Source organism: Candidatus Brocadia sapporoensis, assembly GCF_001753675.2.
GTDB lineage: Bacteria > Planctomycetota > Brocadiia > Brocadiales > Brocadiaceae > Brocadia > Brocadia sapporoensis.
In genome coordinates this window covers 1-20,910 of record NZ_MJUW02000101.1, presented here as the reverse complement: position 1 = coordinate 20,910, position 20,910 = coordinate 1, and the positions used below count along the sequence as shown (strand labels likewise).

The 20,910-nt window shown below is 40.9% G+C and carries 16 protein-coding genes, 2 tRNA genes and 2 riboswitches; of the genes, 6 read left to right on the top strand and 12 right to left on the bottom strand.

Annotation, left to right across the window (positions count from 1 at the left end):
* Positions 1 to 69 precede the first annotated feature (69 nt).
* From lipA to BIY37_RS09540, 9 genes are all read right to left on the bottom strand, one after another.
* A complete protein-coding gene (lipA, locus tag BIY37_RS09580) occupies positions 70 to 924 on the bottom strand; it encodes a lipoyl synthase (protein ID WP_070067622.1) in 855 nt (284 codons plus the stop codon).
* 52 nt (positions 925 to 976) lie between these two features.
* Positions 977 to 1,819 (bottom strand): protein kinase family protein, encoded by an 843-nt coding sequence (locus BIY37_RS09575; protein ID WP_070067621.1) that lies wholly within the window; start codon positions 1,817 to 1,819, stop codon positions 977 to 979.
* A 12-nt stretch (positions 1,820 to 1,831) separates the two neighbouring features.
* Positions 1,832 to 2,539 (bottom strand): lipoyl(octanoyl) transferase LipB, encoded by a 708-nt coding sequence (gene lipB / locus BIY37_RS09570; RefSeq protein WP_070067620.1) that lies wholly within the window; start codon positions 2,537 to 2,539, stop codon positions 1,832 to 1,834.
* Positions 2,490 to 3,755, bottom strand: a complete 1,266-nt coding sequence (locus tag BIY37_RS09565) for a dihydrolipoamide acetyltransferase family protein (RefSeq protein ID WP_070067619.1) — start codon at positions 3,753 to 3,755, stop codon at positions 2,490 to 2,492. Before BIY37_RS09565 ends, lipB begins: the two co-directional genes overlap by 50 nt.
* 16 nt (positions 3,756 to 3,771) lie before the next feature.
* Positions 3,772 to 4,746: an alpha-ketoacid dehydrogenase subunit beta gene (locus tag BIY37_RS09560; RefSeq protein ID WP_070067618.1), complete on the bottom strand. Its 975-nt coding sequence runs from the start codon at positions 4,744 to 4,746 to the stop codon at positions 3,772 to 3,774.
* A 5-nt stretch (positions 4,747 to 4,751) separates the two neighbouring features.
* Positions 4,752 to 5,729 carry a thiamine pyrophosphate-dependent dehydrogenase E1 component subunit alpha gene (locus BIY37_RS09555; RefSeq protein WP_070067617.1) on the bottom strand — a complete coding sequence of 326 codons (978 nt, stop codon included), beginning with the start codon at positions 5,727 to 5,729 and terminating at the stop codon, positions 4,752 to 4,754.
* A gap of 150 nt (positions 5,730 to 5,879) precedes the next feature.
* Positions 5,880 to 6,128 carry a ferritin family protein gene (locus BIY37_RS09550; RefSeq protein WP_070067616.1) on the bottom strand — a complete coding sequence of 83 codons (249 nt, stop codon included), beginning with the start codon at positions 6,126 to 6,128 and terminating at the stop codon, positions 5,880 to 5,882.
* A gap of 112 nt (positions 6,129 to 6,240) precedes the next feature.
* Positions 6,241 to 7,377, bottom strand: a complete 1,137-nt coding sequence (locus tag BIY37_RS09545; protein ID WP_070067615.1) for a class I SAM-dependent methyltransferase — start codon at positions 7,375 to 7,377, stop codon at positions 6,241 to 6,243.
* A 105-nt stretch (positions 7,378 to 7,482) separates the two neighbouring features.
* A complete protein-coding gene (locus BIY37_RS09540; protein WP_080324992.1) occupies positions 7,483 to 8,385 on the bottom strand; it encodes an NAD-dependent epimerase/dehydratase family protein in 903 nt (300 codons plus the stop codon).
* Positions 8,386 to 8,704: 319 nt separating this feature from the next.
* Between BIY37_RS09540 and BIY37_RS09535 the strand changes: the two genes are divergently transcribed.
* A tRNA-Glu gene (locus tag BIY37_RS09535) sits at positions 8,705 to 8,777 on the top strand.
* Between the two features lie 146 nt (positions 8,778 to 8,923).
* A complete protein-coding gene (locus BIY37_RS09530; protein ID WP_070067613.1) occupies positions 8,924 to 9,409 on the top strand; it encodes a hypothetical protein in 486 nt (161 codons plus the stop codon).
* A 1,149-nt stretch (positions 9,410 to 10,558) separates the two neighbouring features.
* Here BIY37_RS09530 and BIY37_RS09525 read toward each other — a convergent pair.
* Together BIY37_RS09525 and cimA are read right to left on the bottom strand one after the other, a co-directional pair.
* Positions 10,559 to 10,636: transfer RNA gene (locus tag BIY37_RS09525), tRNA-Pro, on the bottom strand.
* Between the two features lie 285 nt (positions 10,637 to 10,921).
* Positions 10,922 to 10,997, top strand: a riboswitch (cyclic di-GMP riboswitch).
* 536 nt (positions 10,998 to 11,533) lie between these two features.
* The gene (gene cimA / locus BIY37_RS09515; protein ID WP_070067611.1) at positions 11,534 to 13,108 is read right to left on the bottom strand and encodes a citramalate synthase; all 1,575 of its coding nucleotides are present in this window, start codon (positions 13,106 to 13,108) and stop codon (positions 11,534 to 11,536) included.
* A 600-nt stretch (positions 13,109 to 13,708) separates the two neighbouring features.
* Between cimA and ahbD the strand changes: the two genes are divergently transcribed.
* The 4 genes from ahbD to BIY37_RS09490 all read left to right on the top strand — a co-directional run bounded on the left by ahbD (position 13,709) and on the right by BIY37_RS09490 (position 19,573).
* Entirely contained in the window at positions 13,709 to 14,785 is a 1,077-nt protein-coding gene (gene ahbD / locus BIY37_RS09505; RefSeq protein WP_070067658.1) for a heme b synthase, read from the top strand.
* A 347-nt stretch (positions 14,786 to 15,132) separates the two neighbouring features.
* Entirely contained in the window at positions 15,133 to 17,247 is a 2,115-nt protein-coding gene (locus tag BIY37_RS09500; RefSeq protein ID WP_080324991.1) for a sensor histidine kinase, read from the top strand.
* 3 nt (positions 17,248 to 17,250) lie between these two features.
* Positions 17,251 to 18,651 (top strand): sigma-54-dependent transcriptional regulator, encoded by a 1,401-nt coding sequence (locus BIY37_RS09495; RefSeq protein WP_070067608.1) that lies wholly within the window; start codon positions 17,251 to 17,253, stop codon positions 18,649 to 18,651.
* The gene (locus BIY37_RS09490; RefSeq protein ID WP_070067607.1) at positions 18,644 to 19,573 is read left to right on the top strand and encodes a peptidylprolyl isomerase; all 930 of its coding nucleotides are present in this window, start codon (positions 18,644 to 18,646) and stop codon (positions 19,571 to 19,573) included. Before BIY37_RS09495 ends, BIY37_RS09490 begins: the two co-directional genes overlap by 8 nt.
* Positions 19,574 to 19,577: 4 nt before the next feature.
* On the opposite strand, the gene BIY37_RS09485 is transcribed toward BIY37_RS09490, so the two are convergent.
* Entirely contained in the window at positions 19,578 to 20,270 is a 693-nt protein-coding gene (locus BIY37_RS09485; protein ID WP_143299236.1) for a hypothetical protein, read from the bottom strand.
* Between the two features lie 421 nt (positions 20,271 to 20,691).
* Positions 20,692 to 20,815: riboswitch (cyclic di-GMP riboswitch) on the top strand.
* Positions 20,816 to 20,910 lie beyond the last annotated feature (95 nt).

Here is a 20,910-nt window from a genome sequence, read left to right as displayed (position 1 = left end):
TAATATTTTTGTATTATCGGCCAACCATAAAAATACTAAAGACGAAAAACATCTAAAATGTCGATTTGTCTATGAGGTCAAAATCTTGCAGGATTGCATGTGCGCATGATAGGAACTCCGTACAAGCGGCCCTGATTCAATAGAATGGAATCCCATCCTTTCCCCTTCCAACCGGAGTCTTTCGAATTCTTCTGGTTTATAATAACGATGTACCGTCAGGGCATTTTTGTGGGGGCTCAGATATTGTCCAATCGTAAGCATATCACATTGTGCATTCTTTATATCACCCATGACGTCAATTATTTCGTCCCAGGTCTCACCCAGCCCTACCATAAATCCTGATTTTGTTATTAACGAGGGATTTTTCTTGCGTATATCTTTCAACAATTTTAATGAATACCCATAGTTGGCCATTGGCCTTACGAGGGAATAAAGGCGGGGCACCGTTTCTATGTTATGATTAACGATGTCGGGTCTGGCATGAATTACCATATCTAATGCGTCTGGTGAGTTGCAAAAATCAGGTATTAATACTTCGATTCTACAGTTTTTAATGTACTCCCGAATGAGAGTGATTGCCTCGGCATAAATGGATGCACCACCATCGGGGAGGTCGTCTCTCGTTACTGAAGTAAGTACTACATATTCCAGCCCTATTTTCTGTATAGCTTCCGCAATCCGACGCGGCTCTTCCTTGTCTACTCCAGAAGGGCTTCCCTTCTTTACAGCACAAAATCCACACGATCTTGTACAGGTATTGCCGAGCATCAAAAATGTTACGGTTCGTCGTTCAAAGCATTCACCGATATTCGGACACATTGCCTCCACGCAAACGGTATGAAGCCGATTTTCCTGTAAAATACCTCGTATCTCATTGAAATTTTTACCACTGGGTAACTTTATTCTTAACCAGTTTGGGCGCATATGTCTTTTAATACTAAATTATGATAAATATCAAATAACAAGCGCCGGATATTTACTTTCTTTTTTTGAGTATATCTTGTATTTCTTCTTGCAACCCTTTTCTCCATTCCCTATATTTCCTGGAAAACGGTCTATCCCTCTTTAGCATATTATGCAGATAATTAATTCTTGACTCCACCATAAGCTTAGCCAGTTCTGTATTATCGTGTATGTATTTATCTATCAAATTTAATATCATATCTTTACTGTAATAAAACTTTTCTATAAATTCTACAATATGAGGCATATCATGAACAACGTGCCTGCTAAAGAAATGTATTATTGAATCTGAAAATGACAAAATATCCTCGTCTTTTTCAATAATAAGGCATGCACCATTATCTATAGCATGTAACTTATCGTCACCGGTAAACAAGACATTTCCCAGGTGCCTGTCGCTATTTCCAATAACGAAATCAAAAATCTTTAGTTGTTCAAAAATTTTTTTTTCTTCGTACGTAAATCTTTCTATCTGGTAGCCATCTTTAGCGCCTTTAATCCACTCCTGGACCGAACCGTCATATCGTACGTTATCGATCATGTCATCAATTACCATCGTCTTGGGCACTGCTCCAAGCCCCACAATTTTATCGATTTGATAAACAATCGCTTCCCGAATCGGGGTATCAGGATTTTGCGCCTTCCAGTAACGTCTGACATCACACTTAAATATTACAGCGCTTCCGTCTTTAAATATTATCTTTTCAGGACCGCGCGGTCCTCCCATCAATCGATCACGGACTACCTGATCGACTTCCCCCCTGTCTTTTATACTGCCAAAGATTCCTGCTTTTATCCCTTCCTCACGAATGCTATCACTATCATTTTTTTTATTTGTAATTTCCTGTTTATCCATAAATAATGATATTTATACCCTCACATAATTTCCTGCAAGGCCAATACCTTGCATTAATGTCTTCATCTCAACAGGTATCAATCGTACCTGAAACACATCTGAATAAAGATTTGCGAGTTTATCATAAACCTCTTTTACGCTGATACTTTCGTTTAGCAATTCCTGGATAGAAGTAATTCTCACCCCTTGAATTCCGCAGGGAGTGATGAAATTGAAAGGCGTTAAATCATTGTTTACGTTAAGAGAAAATCCATGCATGGTGTAACCCAATGCGACCCGAACACCAACAAACCCAATCTTTGCCTTATTTACCCAAACTCCTGTATATCCTTCATTCCGTTCTGCAACAATACCAAAGCATGACAATGTTCTTATAATCACATCTTCCAACATCCGTAGATATTGATAGTAATCATTTGTGTATGTGGACATTTTCATGATGGAATAACCAACTGCCTGACCAGGACCGTGATAAGTTGCTAACCCACCCCGATCAGTTTTATAAATAGAGAAACCATTATTCTCGTAATATTCACGGTTTGCTATTAAGTCGTCTTCTTTGTATCTACGTCCGTAGGTAAAGGTGGGCGGATGTTGAAGCAAAATAAGACAATCTCCTGTCGTATCAGAAATTCTTGCCTCAAGCAGCGCCTTTTGTAATTCCCAGGCCTCACCATACTCCACCGTATCCAGTTGAAGAAGAAGACCGCTTCGTATCATAAGCTAAAACCTCCCATTTTTCTAACCTCTCTTTTATTGCACGAAGAAATGCATCGGCGTTGGCACCATCCATGACCCGATGATCAAACGAAAGAGCGAGATACATCATCGGTCGAATCGCAATCGCATCATCTACGACGACTGGCCTTTTGACGACTGTACCGACACCCAGGATTGCGACCTGCGGAAGTAAGATAACTGGTGTCCCAAACAGGCTTCCATTAATACCATAGTTCGTAATAGTAAACGTCCCTTCCTGGACATCTTCTGGTTTTAACTTTTTAGCACGTGCACGCCGGGCAATGCCTTGAATATCTTTTGCCAATTGCAACAGATCTTTCTTGTCAGCATCTTTTATTACCGGAACGATTAATCCGTCTTCAAGAGATACCGCAATTCCAATATTGATATTGTTCTTCTGGACAATACCTTCTTCCGTCCACGAGGCATTCATGATAGGGTGTTCCTTGAGGGTGCGCGCCGTAGCTATAGTTATAAAAGGAAGATACGTAAGATGAATGTCCTCACGTTTCATACCGTCCTTGTTCATCTCCCGACACTTTATAATCTTTGTCATATCGACCTCAAATACCGTTGTCACATGAGCAGCTGTCCGTTTGCTCTGGATCATCTTGTCCGCGGTAATTTTTCGTTTCGGGCTTAATGGAATAAGCACATCCTTCTCAAAAACCTTTTCTTCAGTTACCGGCGGGGGTGCAATAGCGCCCGATTTTGCTGCGACATAGTCCATAATGTTTTTTTTGGTCACCCGACCACCTTCACCCGTACCCTGTATCTCTTCTAAATTAACCTCGTATTCCTGAGCCAATTTTTTTACCAGGGGCGAGTATCGTTTTTCTCTCTCTTCTGCTCCTTCAATTTCTTTTGTCGCCTCAACTGTTTCAATCTTCTTTGTGGTTTCAAGCAGGGGCGAATAACCACTCGCTCCTCCAGCATTGACCACGCCTTCTTTTGCTTCAATGGACTCAATTTGAGCAATCACTTCCTGAACAGGAAGCGTCTTTCCCCCGGGATAAAATATTTTTTTTACAATGCCACTTGCTGGAGAAGGTACCTCGGTATCAATCTTGTCTGTACTGATTTCAACAAGGGGTTGTTCTTTTTCAACCCTATCTCCTTCATGTACCAACCATCGAATAATGGTCCCTTCTGCAACACTTTCACCCATCTGCGGCATGATTACATTCACAAACATACGAAAAACCTCTTTATTAATAACGCATTAATTTCTCTACTGCCGTGATAAGATCCTTTGGCTGGGGTATAAAGGCCTCTTCCATCTGAGCACTATAGGGCACCGGGGTATCCGGAGCAGCTATGCGAATAATTGGTCCATCTAAATAATCAAAACAGGATTCGCTGATTAAGGCAGAGATCTCGGCACCAACACCGCCCGTTTTCGTTTGTTCATGCAATACAACGACCTTGTTCGTCTTCTTTACCGTAGTAAGAATTGATTTTCTGTCCAATGGTAAGATTGTCCTTAAATCAATAATTTCGCAGGAAACACCACTTTCTTTAAGCGTTTGTGCAGCCTCAATTGCAGTATGAACCATTGCCCCGTAGGTAATAATTGATACGTCATTTCCCTCAATAGCAATTCGTGCCTTTCCTATTGGCACGGCATAATCTTCTTCAGGAATGTGATCTTTAATGCGCCTGTAGAGATATTTATGTTCGCAATAAATAACAGGGTCGTTATCGCGAATAGCAGCCTTTAACAGACCTTTGGCATCATATGCCGTTGAAGGGGCAACGATTTTAAGTCCGGGCACATTAAAAAAGAACCCTTCGATACATTGTGAATGAAATGCCCCGCCATGCACATTTCCTCCATACGGCGCCCGCACAACAAGGGGAGTAGCAGCACCCCATCGGTAATGATTCTTTGCTGCCACATTTACCAATTGATCAAAGGCACAGGAGACAAAATCGGCAAACTGCATCTCGACGACAGGCCGCATTCCCACAAGTGCTGCACCAATGGCAGCACCGGTAAAACCGGATTCCGATAACGGGGTATCAAAGACACGCCATTCACCATACTTCTCTGAAAGGCCTTCCGTAACACGAAATGCACCACCATATACCCCTACGTCTTCACCCAAAATAAATACGTCTGGATCTCGTGCCATTTCTTCATCCAATGCCTCTTTGATCGCCTCAAGATAGGTCGTTTCTTTCATGACATCTACTCCTCTACTGGTGTTGCATAAAGACCCTTCAAAACATCTTCTGGTTCAGAATACGGGCTTTCCTCAGCAAACACCTCCGCCTCTTCAATCTCTTTTTTCACCCGTAAATCGATACTATCCAGTTCCTCCTTTTTAGCGATCTGATTTCCCACCAAATATGTCTCCATGTACAAGATAGGATCCTTTTTCTTCCATTCTTCCAGGAGTTCGCGGGGAACGTATTTGGCGCTATCGTGTTCTGAATGACCATGCATCCTCATGGTCTTACATTCGATAAAGGTAGGTCCACCCCCGTTTCTCGCCACCTCGTATGCTTCTTTTGCCGCCGCGTATACTTCCACCACATTATTTCCGTCTACGATCTTGCTGGGCATGCCGTAAGCCAGGGCACGTTCAGCAACATTTTTGATAGCCATCTGGAGTTTTAGCGGGGTAGAATAGGCGTATTGATTATTGTTGCAAATAAATACAATGGGCAATTTTCTTACCGCTGCGATATTCATTCCTTCATGGAAATCACCGCGACTCGTTCCCCCATCCCCAGTACATGCAGCAACAACCCTTTTTTCACCGCGCATTTTAAAGGCAAGAGCGGCGCCTGCTCCTACAGGATAATTATCCGTCAGATGGCTGGGAAAACCAAATACACCAAAATGTAAATCACCCACGTGGACATTTCCTTCCTTACCACCGGTAACGCCTGTTTTTTTGCCGAGATACTGTGCCATAATCCGTTTTGCCGTAATACCCCGAATTAAGAAAACCCCCATATCCCGAAAGTATGGTGCCGCAATATCATTTTTTTCAAGGGCGTAGCCGTACCCGACGGAAACGGCCTCTGTACCGTTGCTCGTCCAGACACCTCCCAATATCTTACCCTGATGATAGAGTGATGTAGCACGGTCTTCTAATCTTCGAGTCAATTTAAGGTAATAATATAGTTGTAATAAATCTTCCCGTTTAATATCCATCATTTTTCCGACTTTAATTCAAAAGAAAACATGGAATTCAGCCGTTTAAGCGGTACAAACAGTTGAATCGGCTTAAACAGCTTGAGCAATCTCATCTCTTGTTTCACCTGTATTCTTTATCGAGACACGGCATGCTTCTCAGGAATAGGATACTTACAAACCTCCGGTAATAGCCCGATCGATCTCTTTCTGGGACTTAAGTTCCAAAACATGTTTGGTTAACTCAGCGATATGTCCCTTTTCCCATTCCGCAAGGGTAAGTAACATTTTACGCGTGGCAGGCTTCGCCGCCTGCAATGCCGCCCGATAGTAATAATCATATGATTCTTGTTCCCGCTTGATTGCCTCAATGAGCACATCCATTATGATGGTGCCTGGTTCTGATGCTTGATCAATCTTCATATCAACCCTCCTTCCGAATGAAAATACATACTATCCCTGACGAGAACCTCCGGAAATAGAAAATCCCAACCTACTTTTACATTTAACCGTGATATTAAGCATTTTTCCGTGGTTAACGGGTACTCATGATTACCGATTGTAACGGCCTTAAACCGGTTAGCTGGGGATTTTTGATATTCTTGTGCTGAATGAGCACTTTGAAAATCTCTCCCATCGCCTCAGGATGAAGAAGGTTTTTTAGTTTCAGTGTTGTATCAGTATTATATTTTGTCTCCTGGAATCTTTCTAGAATACCCAAAGCAATCAGAAAATGGGCTTGTTGTATAAAACCCGTCTCTTCTAACTGTACGGATCTTCCTGCGTTTATCAGGTTCGAAAAATCCACATGTGCAGTAATGTCTTGTTCACCCGGCCGTTCATAGTAATCACGGTTGACCGTATGGCTATGATAGCATCGCAGTGTTCCTTCACGCATATTTTCATGATATAGCCTGTCCCGGGTATCACCGTAATCAATCGTTATCATAAATCCTTTGTCCAATTTTTCCGAAACATGTTTTAGCCAATCTGCAGCGCCCAAATTTATCTCACATACCTGGCCTTCATCGAGATTTATATTATTCGTTTCGAGATAACAGTGTAACGCCGGTAACGATACATCATCATCTATTTCGCAAAATTTCTTCCCATTATAACCCACATAGATCTCTTTTAAAACCTTATTTTCTAGCTTTAACCGATGTACCGGCAGGGCATCTACAAATTCATTGGACAAAAAACATCCGTGGATCTTGTCAAACGAAAATCCATCTTCTGTGTAAGTGTGCCATGACACCTTCTCGTCCGCTACTTCAATAGATTCTAAAAGCAATCTCTGTTTTTCCCTTGCATAAGGATTCGATTCAACGATAATGTAATGAAATTTGTTATAAAATTCCGGGTATGCATTCATAATATATTGAATGATGTCGCAGCATAACCACCCTTTGTTCGCACCTATTTCCACAACGGCAAATGGCTCTTTCTCCATAAGCCTCCACATCTCTTCCAATTGTCTTGCGAGGAGTTCTCCAAAGATCCTGTAGACGGTAGGGCCTGTGTAATAATCACCCTGTTTTCCAACTTGTTCCCGTTTCGAGTTATAATAACCATATTCAGGATGATAGAGTGCCGTTTGCATAAACTCTGCAAAGGTAATCCTTCCTTTCTCCTTTATGCTTTCTATAAGCAAGTGTTTCAATGATTGCATAAATAATGCTTGTACTATTGTTAAATTGCCCTTTTGACAATCTTCCTGATTTATGGATACGATAGCCCCCTTCCGACGACAGAAGGAGAAGAAAAAGAGCATCTCTTAAACACGATCAATCAGTTCCCGAACGTATTGCATTAAACCCGGCATACCCGCATAATGTATACCTAATGTCTGAGACCGGGCGTTGTCAATTGTGTGAATGGGTTGTTTGGGGGTACCACTGATGTTGGATTTAGAGGAACAGATATCCTTGGCTATCCGCGCCACGCTTAGGTTGTCCACATAAAAATCTGAGAGATTACAAATCTTCCCTGATGCTTCTTTGTTGCCAATCGCCAAATCTATGGCCTGCGCTACGTCTTCCACATGCACTACCTTCCCACCGCCTGAAACTTCAACATTTGCTCCGTGTTTGATGTCCTTCACTATATTATACCAGGCGGAATGGGCAAGATGTGGATTTATACCGTAGATACCCACTGGACGGAAGATGGTGATATCAAAAACCTTTGACAAAAAGTACGAATGACAAAACGCCTCTACCGATGCCTTGTAAGCGCCATAATTTGAATCTGGCATGAGGGGATGCAATTCATCCAATGGGATATGAGGAAAGATGTATCCGTAAACTGCACAGGAACTGATAAAGATGAATTGTTTGACACCCGCCTGTTTTGAGGCATCTAACAATTCTATGCTCCCTAAGAGATTTGCCTCTACAAACCGTTTGGTGTCTTTATTGGCTGCTTCACGGAAAGAAGCACCGTTCCTTTCATAGGCCATGTGGATGACCACATCGGCTCCCAGCACAAATTTCTTCAAGGTCTCTTTATCGGTCATGTCACCTTTGATAAAGGTTATCTTTTTTTCATAATCTTTGAAGAGCAAAATATTACTGGTAGTCCGTATAAGGGACTGGATTGTGACATTTCTTTTAAAAAGCTTTTTAGCCAAATAATGGCCTAAAAAACCCGTCAAACCTGTAATAGCAATTTTCATCATATACTTTCCTTAGTTTAAAAAACTAAGAAGATACTCCGAAACAGTAAAGGGTAACCCATATAACACGTTTTATAATAGTATTAATTTATACTTATCAGCAGATGAATTGCAACGCTTTTCTCAAGAAAAATTTAGTGATCATTTGCCAAGCCTTGTTTCAGATCATTTTTATTCATTAGCAAACAAAAACGGATGGACAGAATTAGCACTTCCAAACTAAATTTTATTGACATCACAAAATAAATATAGTATGTTTTAAATCTTCTATTGAGAAATTTTGAATATTTAATCCTAGACATATTTCCTTCACATTTATCATGCCCCCATCGTCTAGCGGCCCAGGATGCCAGGTTCTCAGCCTGGAGACAGGGGTTCAAATCCCCTTGGGGGTACTTATGGAACAGATGATAATGCAAGGGACACTCCAGTCATTTTGCAAAAAACGATTAATCACGCTTTTAGCAATTTTCAATCAGATCTCCATACACAAATCTCTTGTGAATCAAGACAGATAGAGGTACATGCAGGGGTTTTGAAAATGAACCGTATAACATACAAATTATGGTTTTTGTCAACTTCAGTTATACTTTCCTTTTTACTTCATCCAGATGTCTTTTGTGAAACAGGAGAAGTAAACCGCTGGAATATTCAGGGATACGCCCTGAAAAATATTGCTCCCCAAAAAAAATCGAAATCGAACTCCGTGATTATCATGGGAGCTTTTGCCAGTACAGACGAACCCACAACGGAGCCGATTCCTCTTACTTATGAATTTTCAACATTCAGCAAATTTTATGTCGGTGTTGTTATCGTCAATCCGAGTGATAAAGACAAGAATATTACCGTAACCTTTGAACTTTCCGGTATCCGGAATGGAAAAGAAAATGCAGAATTTACCATTCCGGGAAAAAGTACTTTTTTAGCATATATTGACGATACGCTTGGCAGGATGGGATTTTATACTTACAAAATAGGTATCAAGAACCTAAATAGTGCAACGATAACCCTAATGCTGACGGAATAACCTCTCTCTCTTCTTCCCTCTCCTCTCTAAAACCATTTGCGTTATCTTCCCAAGCTCACAATAAGGCCCTCTTTTTTTAGGAGGATTGGCTGTGACTTTGCTGCGTTATGAATATCAATAGGAGAAGACTCTTAGCCCGACTTTCGCAATTCGCACATAAAAACGGTTGTTTTTGGGCATGTATCACCGGGAAACCCCTGACATGAAAGGGGTGAATTCTCAAAATGGCTTGTAGTGCCGACCTACTGCTTTTTGTAAATACTGCAATTGGGGCATATAGTTATTCTCTGGTGTCAATTTGACTGTCAAAGAGTAGGAGCGCTCAGTTTGAATGGTATCGTTAGCCTTTTCGGAATAGATTTGTTAAATTCCACAGCAATTTTTTTATTGTTGTCGAGTATTGATAATCGCCATATTGGAAAAGTTAATTTGCGGTTGAGTGTCATTTTGCCTTCTTTCTGGAGACAGCCTTAAAAATCCTCAACAAACTTGAAACATCTCCGCAAATCGTCAAGTCAAAGGTAACCAATATCCAGTATGTCTTTCTGCTGAAAAAACTAACCGCCATCTATGAATTCTGGCTTATCTACATTTATCCTCGGCTCCACCTATTATTCGGTAACATGCAGGTAATGACGGCAGATATCCCCTAAAACCCCTTGTCATCATATTGTTTGTCTGGTTGACGCCTTCCTATCCATCTATCTTATAGAACAAAGGGCATTTTGCCGGTGTATATGCCCCATGGGCGCCACTGTTTGCAATTTTGATAATTTCAGCGTTGATGCATCCGAAAAGTTCAGAAATACAAGGACTGTATGCATTGCACGTGGAGTTATACGATGGAAATTCTAGTCCATGACGAAATTGTTCATCATAGTATTGCGGTAAACACAAATGCCTTCGCCACTTTGCATATACAAATGCATGTCAAAACGACACGTTACACTACCGATGGGATTTCAATGTACTTCCGATAACCTGCAGATTCAAATGGTGTATTCCAGATATCTCGGGATATTTCTGGCATTACAACTTTTTGCTGGTCGCTTGCGGATTATTATAGTTACATATTTTACTCAAAGAGGATTTCGTCGTTATAATTAGACAGGTCACTCAGAAGGAATATTGCGATAATGCCTATTGAAATGGTCGGGGCGAGAGGATTTGAACCTCCGACCTCCTGCTCCCAAGGCAGGCGCGCTAGCCAAACTGCGCTACGCCCCGTTATAAAACTTAACATTCTTCAGGAAAATAGTTTGGATCATTATAACGACACAAATATTCAAATACAAGTAAAAACAATCTGCTGTGAACAAAATATCTGGTGTAGTACAATAATTTAAAAAATAATGAAATCCGACTAAAACACTTAAAAAGACAATAATAACTAACCCTGTATTTTATGGAGGTTGGTACCGTTCGATGTTTTATAAAATTTTTCCTTGACAGAAAATTTTATAAAATTAAAATAACAAAAAAATTAACATTAGCTTAAAATAATAATTCATATTCAGACAAAGGCAAACCCTGGGCAACCAGGGGACGCAAAGTAAAGGGTCTTAATAAAGACAGCCTTACTGCCGAAGATATGTAAGAAAATATCTTTGCAGTAAGGTTTTTTTATTTAAGGGCGGAATGTAAAAAAACTCGAATATTTGGAACCATAATGGATCTGGTTTTGTTTTTTAAAGGCAGTTAAATTACTTGTCAACATATTCAGGAGTTCACTATGAATGTTCAACAAAAAGTAAAGCCGAAACGTAAGAATCAAAAAAAATACAGCGAAAAAAACCTTTCCCTGAAAAACATTTATGCTGATAAAGCGGAAAGGAGTTGCCTCATGTGTGGGAAAAAATTTATTAGTCGCGGACCACACAACAGAAGATGTCCAAAGTGTAACCAAAAGATTGATCAGGCTGCAGAAAACACATTTTATATGCCAACAGTGTATAACAACGACGGGGGCACGGCGGGAGATTTTATACAGATTCCTTATTAAAAATAACCATATCTTTGTAAAAAGGGTTGCGTAATGAGTTATTATGCAACCCTCTTTGTTCCTTAAAAAAAACCTGCTTGTTTCTCTTATCTTTGTCTGGCCTATCCCTTTATGACAGGTCTTTATTCTTCCGTCTCAACTTCCTGCTCTTTTAGCAATTTATACTCAATACTGTCCACAAGGGCATACCAGCTTGCTTCAATAACATTTTCCGAAACTCCAACGGTATTCCAGATATTTTCCTTATCCTGGGACTCAATAATCACCCTGACCTTAGCCGCAGTCCCCGAACGGGGATTAATGACGCGCACTTTATAATCCACAAGCTTCATATCTTTTAATGAAGGATAGAATCGTTCCAGTGCCTTGCGCAGAGCGGAATCAAGGGCATTTACAGGACCTGATCCTTCACTTGCAGAAAGTTCCTGGATATTGTTCACTTTGACCTTAACCGTTGCCTCCGTCACCGGCAATCCATTTTCCCTTTTTTCTACAATCACCCGAAACCCTTCCAGATCGAAAAAGGTTTTATATCGTCCGATCTTCTTTCTCACCAGTAATTCAAACGAGGCTTCGGCCGATTCAAACTGATACCCTTCATTTTCAAGATTTTGCACCTCTTCAAGAATATCCTTCATGAACTTACGATCATGTGTCAGATGAAATTTTTCTACCTTGGCAAGGATCGTAGAACTACCAGAAAGTTCGGAGATGAGAATCTTCCTTTCATTTCCCACCGATTCTGGCGGAATATGTTCATAGGTACCTTTATCTTTCTGAATGGCATTTATATGCAATCCACCTTTGTGAGCAAAGGCACTGACCCCCACAAAGGGCTGATTGGAGCGTAAAAGCAAATTGGCCGTCTCATAAATATATCTGGACACCTCGGTCAACTTTCTCAACCCCTTATCTTCTAAACAGCGATATCCCATCTTCAAGACAAGATTGGGAATAATAGAACAGAGATCGGCGTTCCCGCATCGTTCACCGATCCCATTGATTGTGCCCTGCACTTGCCTTACCCCCTGATTCACAGATGCAAGGGTATTTGCCACGGCAAGGTCACCATCATTGTGAACGTGAATACCAAGCATACCCTTTATCTTTTCCCTGATAGCTCCGACAATCTCAGCTATCTCCACAGGCAAACTTCCCCCATTCGTATCGCAAAGCACCATGGCATCAGCGCCTGATGCCTGAGCTTCCTGTAATACCTTTAATGCATATTCCCTGTTTTTCTTATATCCATCAAAAAAATGTTCCGCATCAAAAAAGACCTCCCTACCTTTTGATTTAAGGTAAGCAATAGTATCGGAAATCATCTTCAGATTTTCATCAAGTGAAACTTTTAACACATTTTTTACCTGAGAATCCCAGCTCTTTCCAACAATAGTCACCACGGGTGTCTCCGCCAGTAAGAGCGCTTTTACATTTTTATCTTCCTCGATCCGCACCTCCGCCTTCCGTGTGCTTCCAAAAGCAGCAATTTTGGCGTGCCGAAGCTTTAAGGATTTCACTTCCTTAAAGTAGGATTCATCCTTGGGATTCGCTATCGGGTAACCGCCTTCTATGTAGTCCACTCCAAGATCATCTAATTTCAAGGTAATAGCAAGTTTGTCCTGCAAAGAAAATGAAATTCCCTCGCCCTGACTACCGTCCCGCAATGTCGTGTCGTAAATAAATATCCTGTTCATTTCAACAAAATTTAAAAGTAATCCAAATCAATCCATAAAAATTTTGACAGATAATCCCTAACCAGCGAAGCCGCAACTAAACCTGCCCTATTAAGAGAGGACAAAACGGGTGGGTAAAAAGCTTGGTAAAAAGCAGCACATAAATCGCATGGAAAAGTCATTCAAATTCGTAATGTTATCAATGGCATTATCCGTTGTCAAGCTTAAAGAATCCTGCAGAAAGGATGACATCATGAAGCAATATCATTTTGCAAAAAAGACTATCAGAAAAGATTGTTTTATTAATTGACCAAACACTGAACATTCATTTATAATATAAAAATATTAGATTTTAACTATTTTTACCACAGAGGATTATAGTAGAGAAACCACAAAAGTATTCCCAGGTTATTCACAGGAACTGCTTGTGGTCTACTTCTTTATTAATGGAAATCGGAGGAGAACATGTCACAACACGGTAAACATCCGGATAGCCATCCAATGTCACACCTGCATGGTGGCCACCTTGCATCACACGAACACGGCGGTCATCCTGAAACAATTAGAGAAACCTATTCACGTATCAAAGACGATACTTCCGGTAAATCTGCCATAGAATATATGAAAAATATGAAAAATCAGCTTCGCCTGGTTTTCTGGGAAACTACTGTTGGATGCAATCTGGAATGTATCCACTGCCGAAGACTCGATGTGAGTACGACTCTTGCCAAGGACGATATGACCACACAGGAAGCCTTGGCCTTTGTAGATGCCATTGTTGAGGCAGGCAGACCCATTCTGGTACTCAGCGGGGGTGAACCACTCTTCAGACCTGATATTTTTGAGATTGCAAAATATGCGGTCAGCAAAGGCTTGAGCGTTGCCCTGGCAACGAATGGAACTCTCGTAGATGACGAAACTGCAAAAAAAATTGTTGAAGCAGGTATTGCCAGGGTTTCAATCAGTTTTGATGGCGCAGATGCCAAGACCCACGATGAATTCAGAAAAATCCCCGGCTCGTTTGAACGATCTATTGCCGGATTCAAACGACTGAAAGGCCTGGGCATGAGTATGCAAATCAACTGTACCATTGCAAAACATAACGTTCATCAGGTCGACGACCTCTACAACCTTGCCTTGCAACTGGGCGCTGATGCATTGCATATTTTTATGCTGGTACCGGTGGGATGCGGGGTTCAGATTGCCGATGACCAGATGCTTCATCCCAAGAAATATGAAGAGGTGCTCAATCATTTCTACGATCTATCAAAAGAAGCAAAGATTCAAACCAAGGCTACCTGTGCCCCTCACTATTTCCGTATCATGCGTGAACGTGCAAAAGAGGAAGGAATCACCATCTCACCTAAGACACACGGCATGGCAGCCATGACGAAAGGATGTCTGGCAGGCACCGGCGTGTGTTTCGTATCACACAAAGGAGAAGTCTTCCCCTGCGGTTACTTGCCGGTTGAGGCAGGCCACGTAAAGAAACAAAAATTTGCAGATATCTGGAATAATTCTCCGGTCTTTCAGAAATTACGCGACCCCGATTTACTGGAAGGCAAGTGCGGCGAGTGCGAATACAAAAAGGTTTGCGAGGGATGCAGGGCACGGGCATTTTATGATACGGGCAACTATTTGGCTGAAGAGCCCTATTGTATCTATCAGCCGAAAATGGCCAGGGCAGACAAGGAATAACATTGCAGAAAGAAAAAAGTTTGTAGTGAATTGTCAGACATGCCCCAGGGTAAGAGATTTCAGGGAAGAACCTCATGAAACATCCTGCCGCGACATTTTACAAGGCAATATAAAAAACATCATTTCACTACAAGTAAAATTCCAATTGAGTACCGTTACAACCGGCTCCTTCTTCGATACATTTTTGCGCAAGGAAGGAACTTCTTCATGACGGTACAACAAAGATATGCTGAGTTTGTGGAAGTCGTAAATGTAATAGTTTCACTGTTTCTTCAAAAATTTCTTAATAATTTCTCAGGTATATCGGCAGCATGTACCTTGTTCGCATTTAAAAAACCCATTTTTTTATGCATCTCTACGAAATCATTTCGCTTATCGGCTTCATCCTTGGTACCATCCTGCACATAGTTCTCTCCATTCTTATCGTGCAGCGAAAGCATAAGACACGAAGTGAACTTATCTTCCTCTTTCTTGTTATCAGTGTGGCTATGTGGCACTTCGGGAATACGATTTCCCTTTTTAGCTTTCTCTTGTTTGGGAAAAATCTGTTCCTGGTAAATTGTATTGCTGAAGCGATTTCCTACGCAGGAATTGGTTTCATGCCCAGCTTACTCCTTCATACGGTAGTTTCCTTCCTTTTTGAGAACAGCCCTCATATTAAAAAATCTTACCAATGGTTTATTGTTACGGGTATTTATCTTCCTGTTATTCTTTTTACAAGAGTTATAAAAACCTTCATCGAGTTTACAAATTTCTCTTTGCCAGCGCCTGTAACCAATTATGTAAAACCTTTTGTGTTTTGGCTGATCCTTTCGCTATTCATTGCCGCGGGTATTTCCCGTTGGCTTTTAAAAATGGTAGATGAAAAGGAAGAACGCAAATTTCATCTGGCTATCTTTTGGGTGGTGACGACTATTGCAGTTTTTATCGGATTTACCGTGCTCCTTAACGGCTATAAGATTCCCTATGTTGGAGATTACCTGATACTGGTTTCCATGTTATCATCCATATTCCCCAGTATCGTTTTTGCCTATTATGTTTACCGGTATAATTATATGGAGTTTGTCCTCCGGCGCAGCGCCTTTTATTCATTTCTCACCCTTATCTTAATTTGTCTCTATTACTTCGGAATCAAGCAATTAAGTAAATTTCTGGAGCATCACTATCTGGTAAACGCCAAGATATTGGAGGCAGTCTTTGTCATCAACCTGGTATTCTGGTTCCCAACGCTCAAGGGAAGTATACAAAAAGTTTTACGAAAGCTGATGTTTTACCGTACCGTGGACAGTGAGTATCTCCTGAACGAACTGAGCCACGTTATTAGCACTGACCCGCTCATTCACTTCACAAAACTTCTGAAACAGGTCGTCGAATCGATAATAAAAGCCACTGCTATAAAATCTACAAATCTCCTTCTTTTTAAGAGCGAACGGATTCAAATTACCGGGGCCAAGCAAAACGTGCCCATTTCCCTGGGAGATATAAACCATATTATCCAGTTTTTTGCAAATGGGGAATTTATCGTATTAAACCGATATGAGATAAAAGATGTTTCTGTCATTAACGAAATGAGGCTCCTTGATGCTATTTTCATTTTCCCGATCTTTGTCAATCGAAAACTTACTGGCATTCTGAGCATCGGGAGGGCGAAAAGAGGTATACAGATTGCCTCTGATAATCTGGATCAACTGATGATTATCGCCAATGAAATTGGTTCTGCAGTTGAAAAATCAAAAATCATCGAGGAAAAACTTGCGCTGGAAAGAAAGATGTATGAAAATGAAAAATTATCCAGTCTCGGCCGTCTCTCAACCAGCGTGGCTCATGAGGTAAAAAACCCACTGAGCTCAATAAAAGCAATTGTACAGGTTATGCGGGAAGATATAACAAAAAATGATCCCTTACAGGAGGATCTCGCCATTATCGTAGACGAAATAGACCGCCTGACAAAAGTTGTCAATCAATTACTGCAATTTGCAAAACCAAGCAGCGACACAAAAACCAGTGTCAGGCTCGGAGACGTTATCCGTTCAACCCTTATTGTACTCAATCACGAAGCAAAGCAGAATAAGATTACGACCTTTTGCCAAATCTCCCATGACCTTCCGGCAATTACTGCGGATGAGGGGGCATTAAAGGAGATTTTTTTTAATCTGTTCCATAATGCCATCCAGGCAATGCCATCCGGTGGAAAGATACGTATTCATGCCCACTGTCCGCCTGAAAGAAATGTAATCCAGGTAACAGTTGCCGATACGGGCCCCGGCATACCCAAGGAGTCATTCCGAAAAATATTCGAACCCTTTTATACCACGAAACAAACGGGAACGGGTTTAGGTCTTTCTATTGTAAAGAAAAAACTCGAAGATATAGAAGCTACCATCGATGTAGAAAGTGATGGGCAGGGAGCGGCATTTGTAATAAACTTTCCTCTTCACGAACCGGTATTCATGCAAACCTAAGGTATGTTCAAACCATCAATATTAATAGTTGACGACGAAAAGGCCGCACGCTATGGGATGAAAAAAATACTCCTGAAAGATAACTATAGCGTATATGAGGCAAAAGATAGCACGGAGGCGCTCCATATGATAAAAACCCTGCGTCCTTCTCTGGTTCTTTTAGATATTAATATGCCTCAACTTGATGGCATGAAAACCCTTGAAATGATTAACGCCATACCTAATCCGCCCCTGGTGGTTATCGTTACCGCCTATGGCTCTGAAAAAATTGCTGTAGATGCCATGAAAAAGGGTGCGTATGATTATATAGCAAAACCCTACGAAATAGACGAACTTCGAATTATTGCAAAAAATGCCTTTGACCGGCTTGCGTTACAGGAAGAAAACGCCAGACTTCGGATAGAGATTGGCAGGCTGGAGGGTATGGGCGAACTCATCGGCCAAAGTGAAGCTATGAAGGAGGTATTCGATAAGATTGAAAAGGTCGGCACTACAGACGTTACGGTGCTTATCCAGGGTGAAAGTGGCAGCGGAAAGGAACTTGTAGCCAGGGAAATTCACAGACGCAGCAAACGCAGGAATGAACCTCTCATTATTATGAACTGCGCCGCTGTCCCTGAGACATTGGTTGAAAGCGAACTCTTTGGACATGAAAAAGGCGCATTCACTGGCGCAGCAGAGAGACGATTAGGAAAATTCGAATTGGCAAACAAAGGCACGATATTTCTTGATGAAATCGGCGATATGAGCACCAGCACCCAGTCAAAACTTCTCCGCATATTGCAGGAACAAAAATTTGAACGTCTCGGCGGAATTGAAACACTCACCGTGGATACTCGTATTATCAGCGCAACCCATTGTGACCTTGAAGAGGAAATCGAGGAAAACAGATTTCGTGAAGACCTGTACTATCGGATAAAAGTAGTAAGCATAAAACTCCCTCCTTTGAGGCACAGGAAAGAAGACATTCCCTTGCTCGTAAACCGCTTTTTGCACCATTTTTCTGAAAAACATCAGAAACGAATGGCATCGATTTCCCACGATGCGATGAAATATTTAATATCGTATGATTGGCCAGGTAACGTTCGTCAACTGAAAAATGCCCTTGAGAGCGCCGTAGTGCTTTCCAATGGGGAAATTCTTGATACAACAGATCTGCCGGAGGAAATAAAACATCCCAGTGACAACACCTTACCCTCCGGAAGCATTGATTACAACCTTACGTTCCGGGATGCAAAAAAGATCTTAATAGAAAATTTTGAACGCGATTTTATCAAAAAGAAACTGGAAGAATGTGACGGAAATATTAGCCGTACAGCGGAAGCGCTCGATATGCATCGGCAAAACCTCCAGCAAAAGATCCGCGAACTCCGAATCACGAAAGAAAGGAATTATCATGAATAAACGAACAATATCTCTTTTATGTTTGCTTTTAATCGCCTTGCAACCCTGTACATTCTCTGCAGAAAAAGAGCAACTCAAAAATATTGTTGCAACCGTAAACGGCAAACCTATAACACAGGAGATGTTACTAAAAAGACTGAAAAATGTTGCAAACACGGACACGGAAACCCTGAAGACAATGAAACAAGAAATTATCGATCAGATGATTACTGACATCCTGCTAGAGGAATTCATTGACAAGCAGGGTTTAATCGTTACCCCTGAGGAGATCGAAAAGGAAATCAGGCAGATCAAAAATACGATCTCGGGCAATGAGAACAATGACATTCAATCGCTAGAGCGCGTCCTCACATTTATAGGCTCTGATATAGACGAATTTAAACGAAACATAAAATATTCTATTGCACTGGAAAAGTATTTTGATAAAAAGCTTGACGATGCAACTTTGAAAAAATACTTCGAGGAGAATCTATGCGTCTTTAACGGTGAGACCGTAAAAGTGAGCCATATTCTTATTGACACAAGAAATATGAAAACGGAAAAGGCGTTTGCGCAAGCACTGGAACGTATGAAAGACATCAAGAAAGAAATCGAACATGGAGCGGCTTTTGAAGAGATTGCGAGAAAGTATTCAGACTGCCCCTCTGCACAAAATGGCGGGGATTTAGGATTTATCCAGAAAAAGGGAAATTTTGCGAAGGCTTTTTTGGATACGGCATTTTCACTCAAGGTAGGGCAGTTAAGCGGACCAGTTCAGACGGAATATGGTTATCATCTGATAAAAGTTACCGAGAAAAACGAAGGGGCACAAATTCGATTTGATGATGCTAAAAAAAAAGTGCGTTTAGAGGTTTTAGATGCAGAGATACTTAAATTACTTGAACACCTTCGTCGGGAGGCAAAAATAGCCCTGAATCAATGATCTGTTATCTTTTCTCTTTGTGAATATAAGCGAGGATTTCTTTCGATGTGGTAATCTTCTGGGCAAGCTCGTAGGTTATCTGCTGGATCGAATCATCTACAGCTGGTCCAAATCGTGGGCCCGTTGTCATCCACCATTCCTGCTCAACCCTGCTTGTTACAAAATCAAGACCTTTTCCTTCCACAGCAATATCGGATTCCCATATTTTGTTTTGTTTTGGATCTAAAAATGTCGCGGTGATGGAAAGATTATGTCGGCCTATTGCCCTCCATACAGATTGTTCAATATAAAGTTCAATATCAGAATTCTTTAAGGCAACCGTCAAAATTCCATCCAAAGCCTCACTCATTTCATACGCCTTATTTTGCAAATTATCCAGTACTACAATCTTTTTAAATATAATTTTTGACATCTCTTCAATCTTTAAAGAAAGAGGTTCCCCAAAAGGAAATACAAAGTTTGGAAAAGTGTAGAACTGTGCACCGGCCTCATGTTGTTTTATCGGCGCTTCCTGAACATAGCTCCGCAAACGAGGTTCTATGTAAAGGCCCACATTTATGGGTAATTGGGTTTCCTGGTAAACCCTTTTGTCCAACTTTGGAGAAATCGACACTGGTGGTCTTTGTCCGCTAAGACATCCCGATAAGGCAAGAATGGAGAGAAAAACAGAGATGTATTTACTGGTAAATGATTTCATAAAAACCCATAAAGCAGCAAAACCGCAACCAAGTACCCTGTATAAAGAGACTATACTGGAATTAAGGATTTTGCTAAAAATACCTTTTCTTGTTTAAATTGAAAATTTTTCACACGGTTCTTTATTCTACCAATTTTATAGGATTTAAGGCTCTCTCTTGTTTCAAATTCTTATTTACAATGGCGTTTCCCCAACCATGGTGTATTGTTGTCTTTATTTGTAAGGGATTCTCGACGCTCATATTATATAGTGAACGCAAAAAAGTTATCATTGCATGCTAAACAATTAAGGTGGTTTTTGTCAATATCTATTTTTATTAATGAGGTTAACTTTTTAAAAGAGTAATGTTAGTTTTTATTTTCAGCTTGACACAAAGAAAAAATCAATGTATTTTACCCGCATTAGTGCAATGAAAAACACATTACGATAAAGGCAAATCCAGAGTGATCTGGGGACGCAAAGTAACAGGGTCTTTTAAACACATAGGGATGTGGTTTAAGACGATCTCTTATCCTTGTAGTGAAAAAGATAGCCTTACTGCCGAAGATGTTTTCTGAAAAATCTTTGCAGTAAGGCTTTTTTATTGTAACTATTCAGCGAAACGGATGGTGAGAGAGAATATTTTCTCAGAATAGTTAGG

What these genes read in the sequence shown, in the direction of transcription:
- lipB (WP_070067620.1), bottom strand. Translation starts at nt 2,539, where the DNA reads ATGATACGAAGCGGTCTTCTTCTTCAACTGGATACGGTGGAGTATGGT.
- BIY37_RS09540 (WP_080324992.1), bottom strand. Translation starts at nt 8,385, where the DNA reads ATGATGAAAATTGCTATTACAGGTTTGACGGGTTTTTTAGGCCATTAT.
- BIY37_RS09575 (WP_070067621.1), bottom strand. Translation starts at nt 1,819, where the DNA reads ATGGATAAACAGGAAATTACAAATAAAAAAAATGATAGTGATAGCATT.
- BIY37_RS09550 (WP_070067616.1), bottom strand. Translation starts at nt 6,128, where the DNA reads ATGAAGATTGATCAAGCATCAGAACCAGGCACCATCATAATGGATGTG.
- BIY37_RS09560 (WP_070067618.1), bottom strand. Translation starts at nt 4,746, where the DNA reads ATGAAAGAAACGACCTATCTTGAGGCGATCAAAGAGGCATTGGATGAA.
- lipA (WP_070067622.1), bottom strand. Translation starts at nt 924, where the DNA reads ATGCGCCCAAACTGGTTAAGAATAAAGTTACCCAGTGGTAAAAATTTC.
- BIY37_RS09485 (WP_143299236.1), bottom strand. Translation starts at nt 20,270, where the DNA reads ATGAAATCATTTACCAGTAAATACATCTCTGTTTTTCTCTCCATTCTT.
- BIY37_RS09530 (WP_070067613.1), top strand. Translation starts at nt 8,924, where the DNA reads ATGAACCGTATAACATACAAATTATGGTTTTTGTCAACTTCAGTTATA.
- BIY37_RS09555 (WP_070067617.1), bottom strand. Translation starts at nt 5,729, where the DNA reads ATGATGGATATTAAACGGGAAGATTTATTACAACTATATTATTACCTT.
- BIY37_RS09565 (WP_070067619.1), bottom strand. Translation starts at nt 3,755, where the DNA reads ATGTTTGTGAATGTAATCATGCCGCAGATGGGTGAAAGTGTTGCAGAA.
- cimA (WP_070067611.1), bottom strand. Translation starts at nt 13,108, where the DNA reads ATGAACAGGATATTTATTTACGACACGACATTGCGGGACGGTAGTCAG.
- BIY37_RS09495 (WP_070067608.1), top strand. Translation starts at nt 17,251, where the DNA reads ATGTTCAAACCATCAATATTAATAGTTGACGACGAAAAGGCCGCACGC.
- BIY37_RS09500 (WP_080324991.1), top strand. Translation starts at nt 15,133, where the DNA reads ATGCATCTCTACGAAATCATTTCGCTTATCGGCTTCATCCTTGGTACC.
- ahbD (WP_070067658.1), top strand. Translation starts at nt 13,709, where the DNA reads ATGAAAAATATGAAAAATCAGCTTCGCCTGGTTTTCTGGGAAACTACT.
- BIY37_RS09490 (WP_070067607.1), top strand. Translation starts at nt 18,644, where the DNA reads ATGAATAAACGAACAATATCTCTTTTATGTTTGCTTTTAATCGCCTTG.
- BIY37_RS09545 (WP_070067615.1), bottom strand. Translation starts at nt 7,377, where the DNA reads ATGCAATCATTGAAACACTTGCTTATAGAAAGCATAAAGGAGAAAGGA.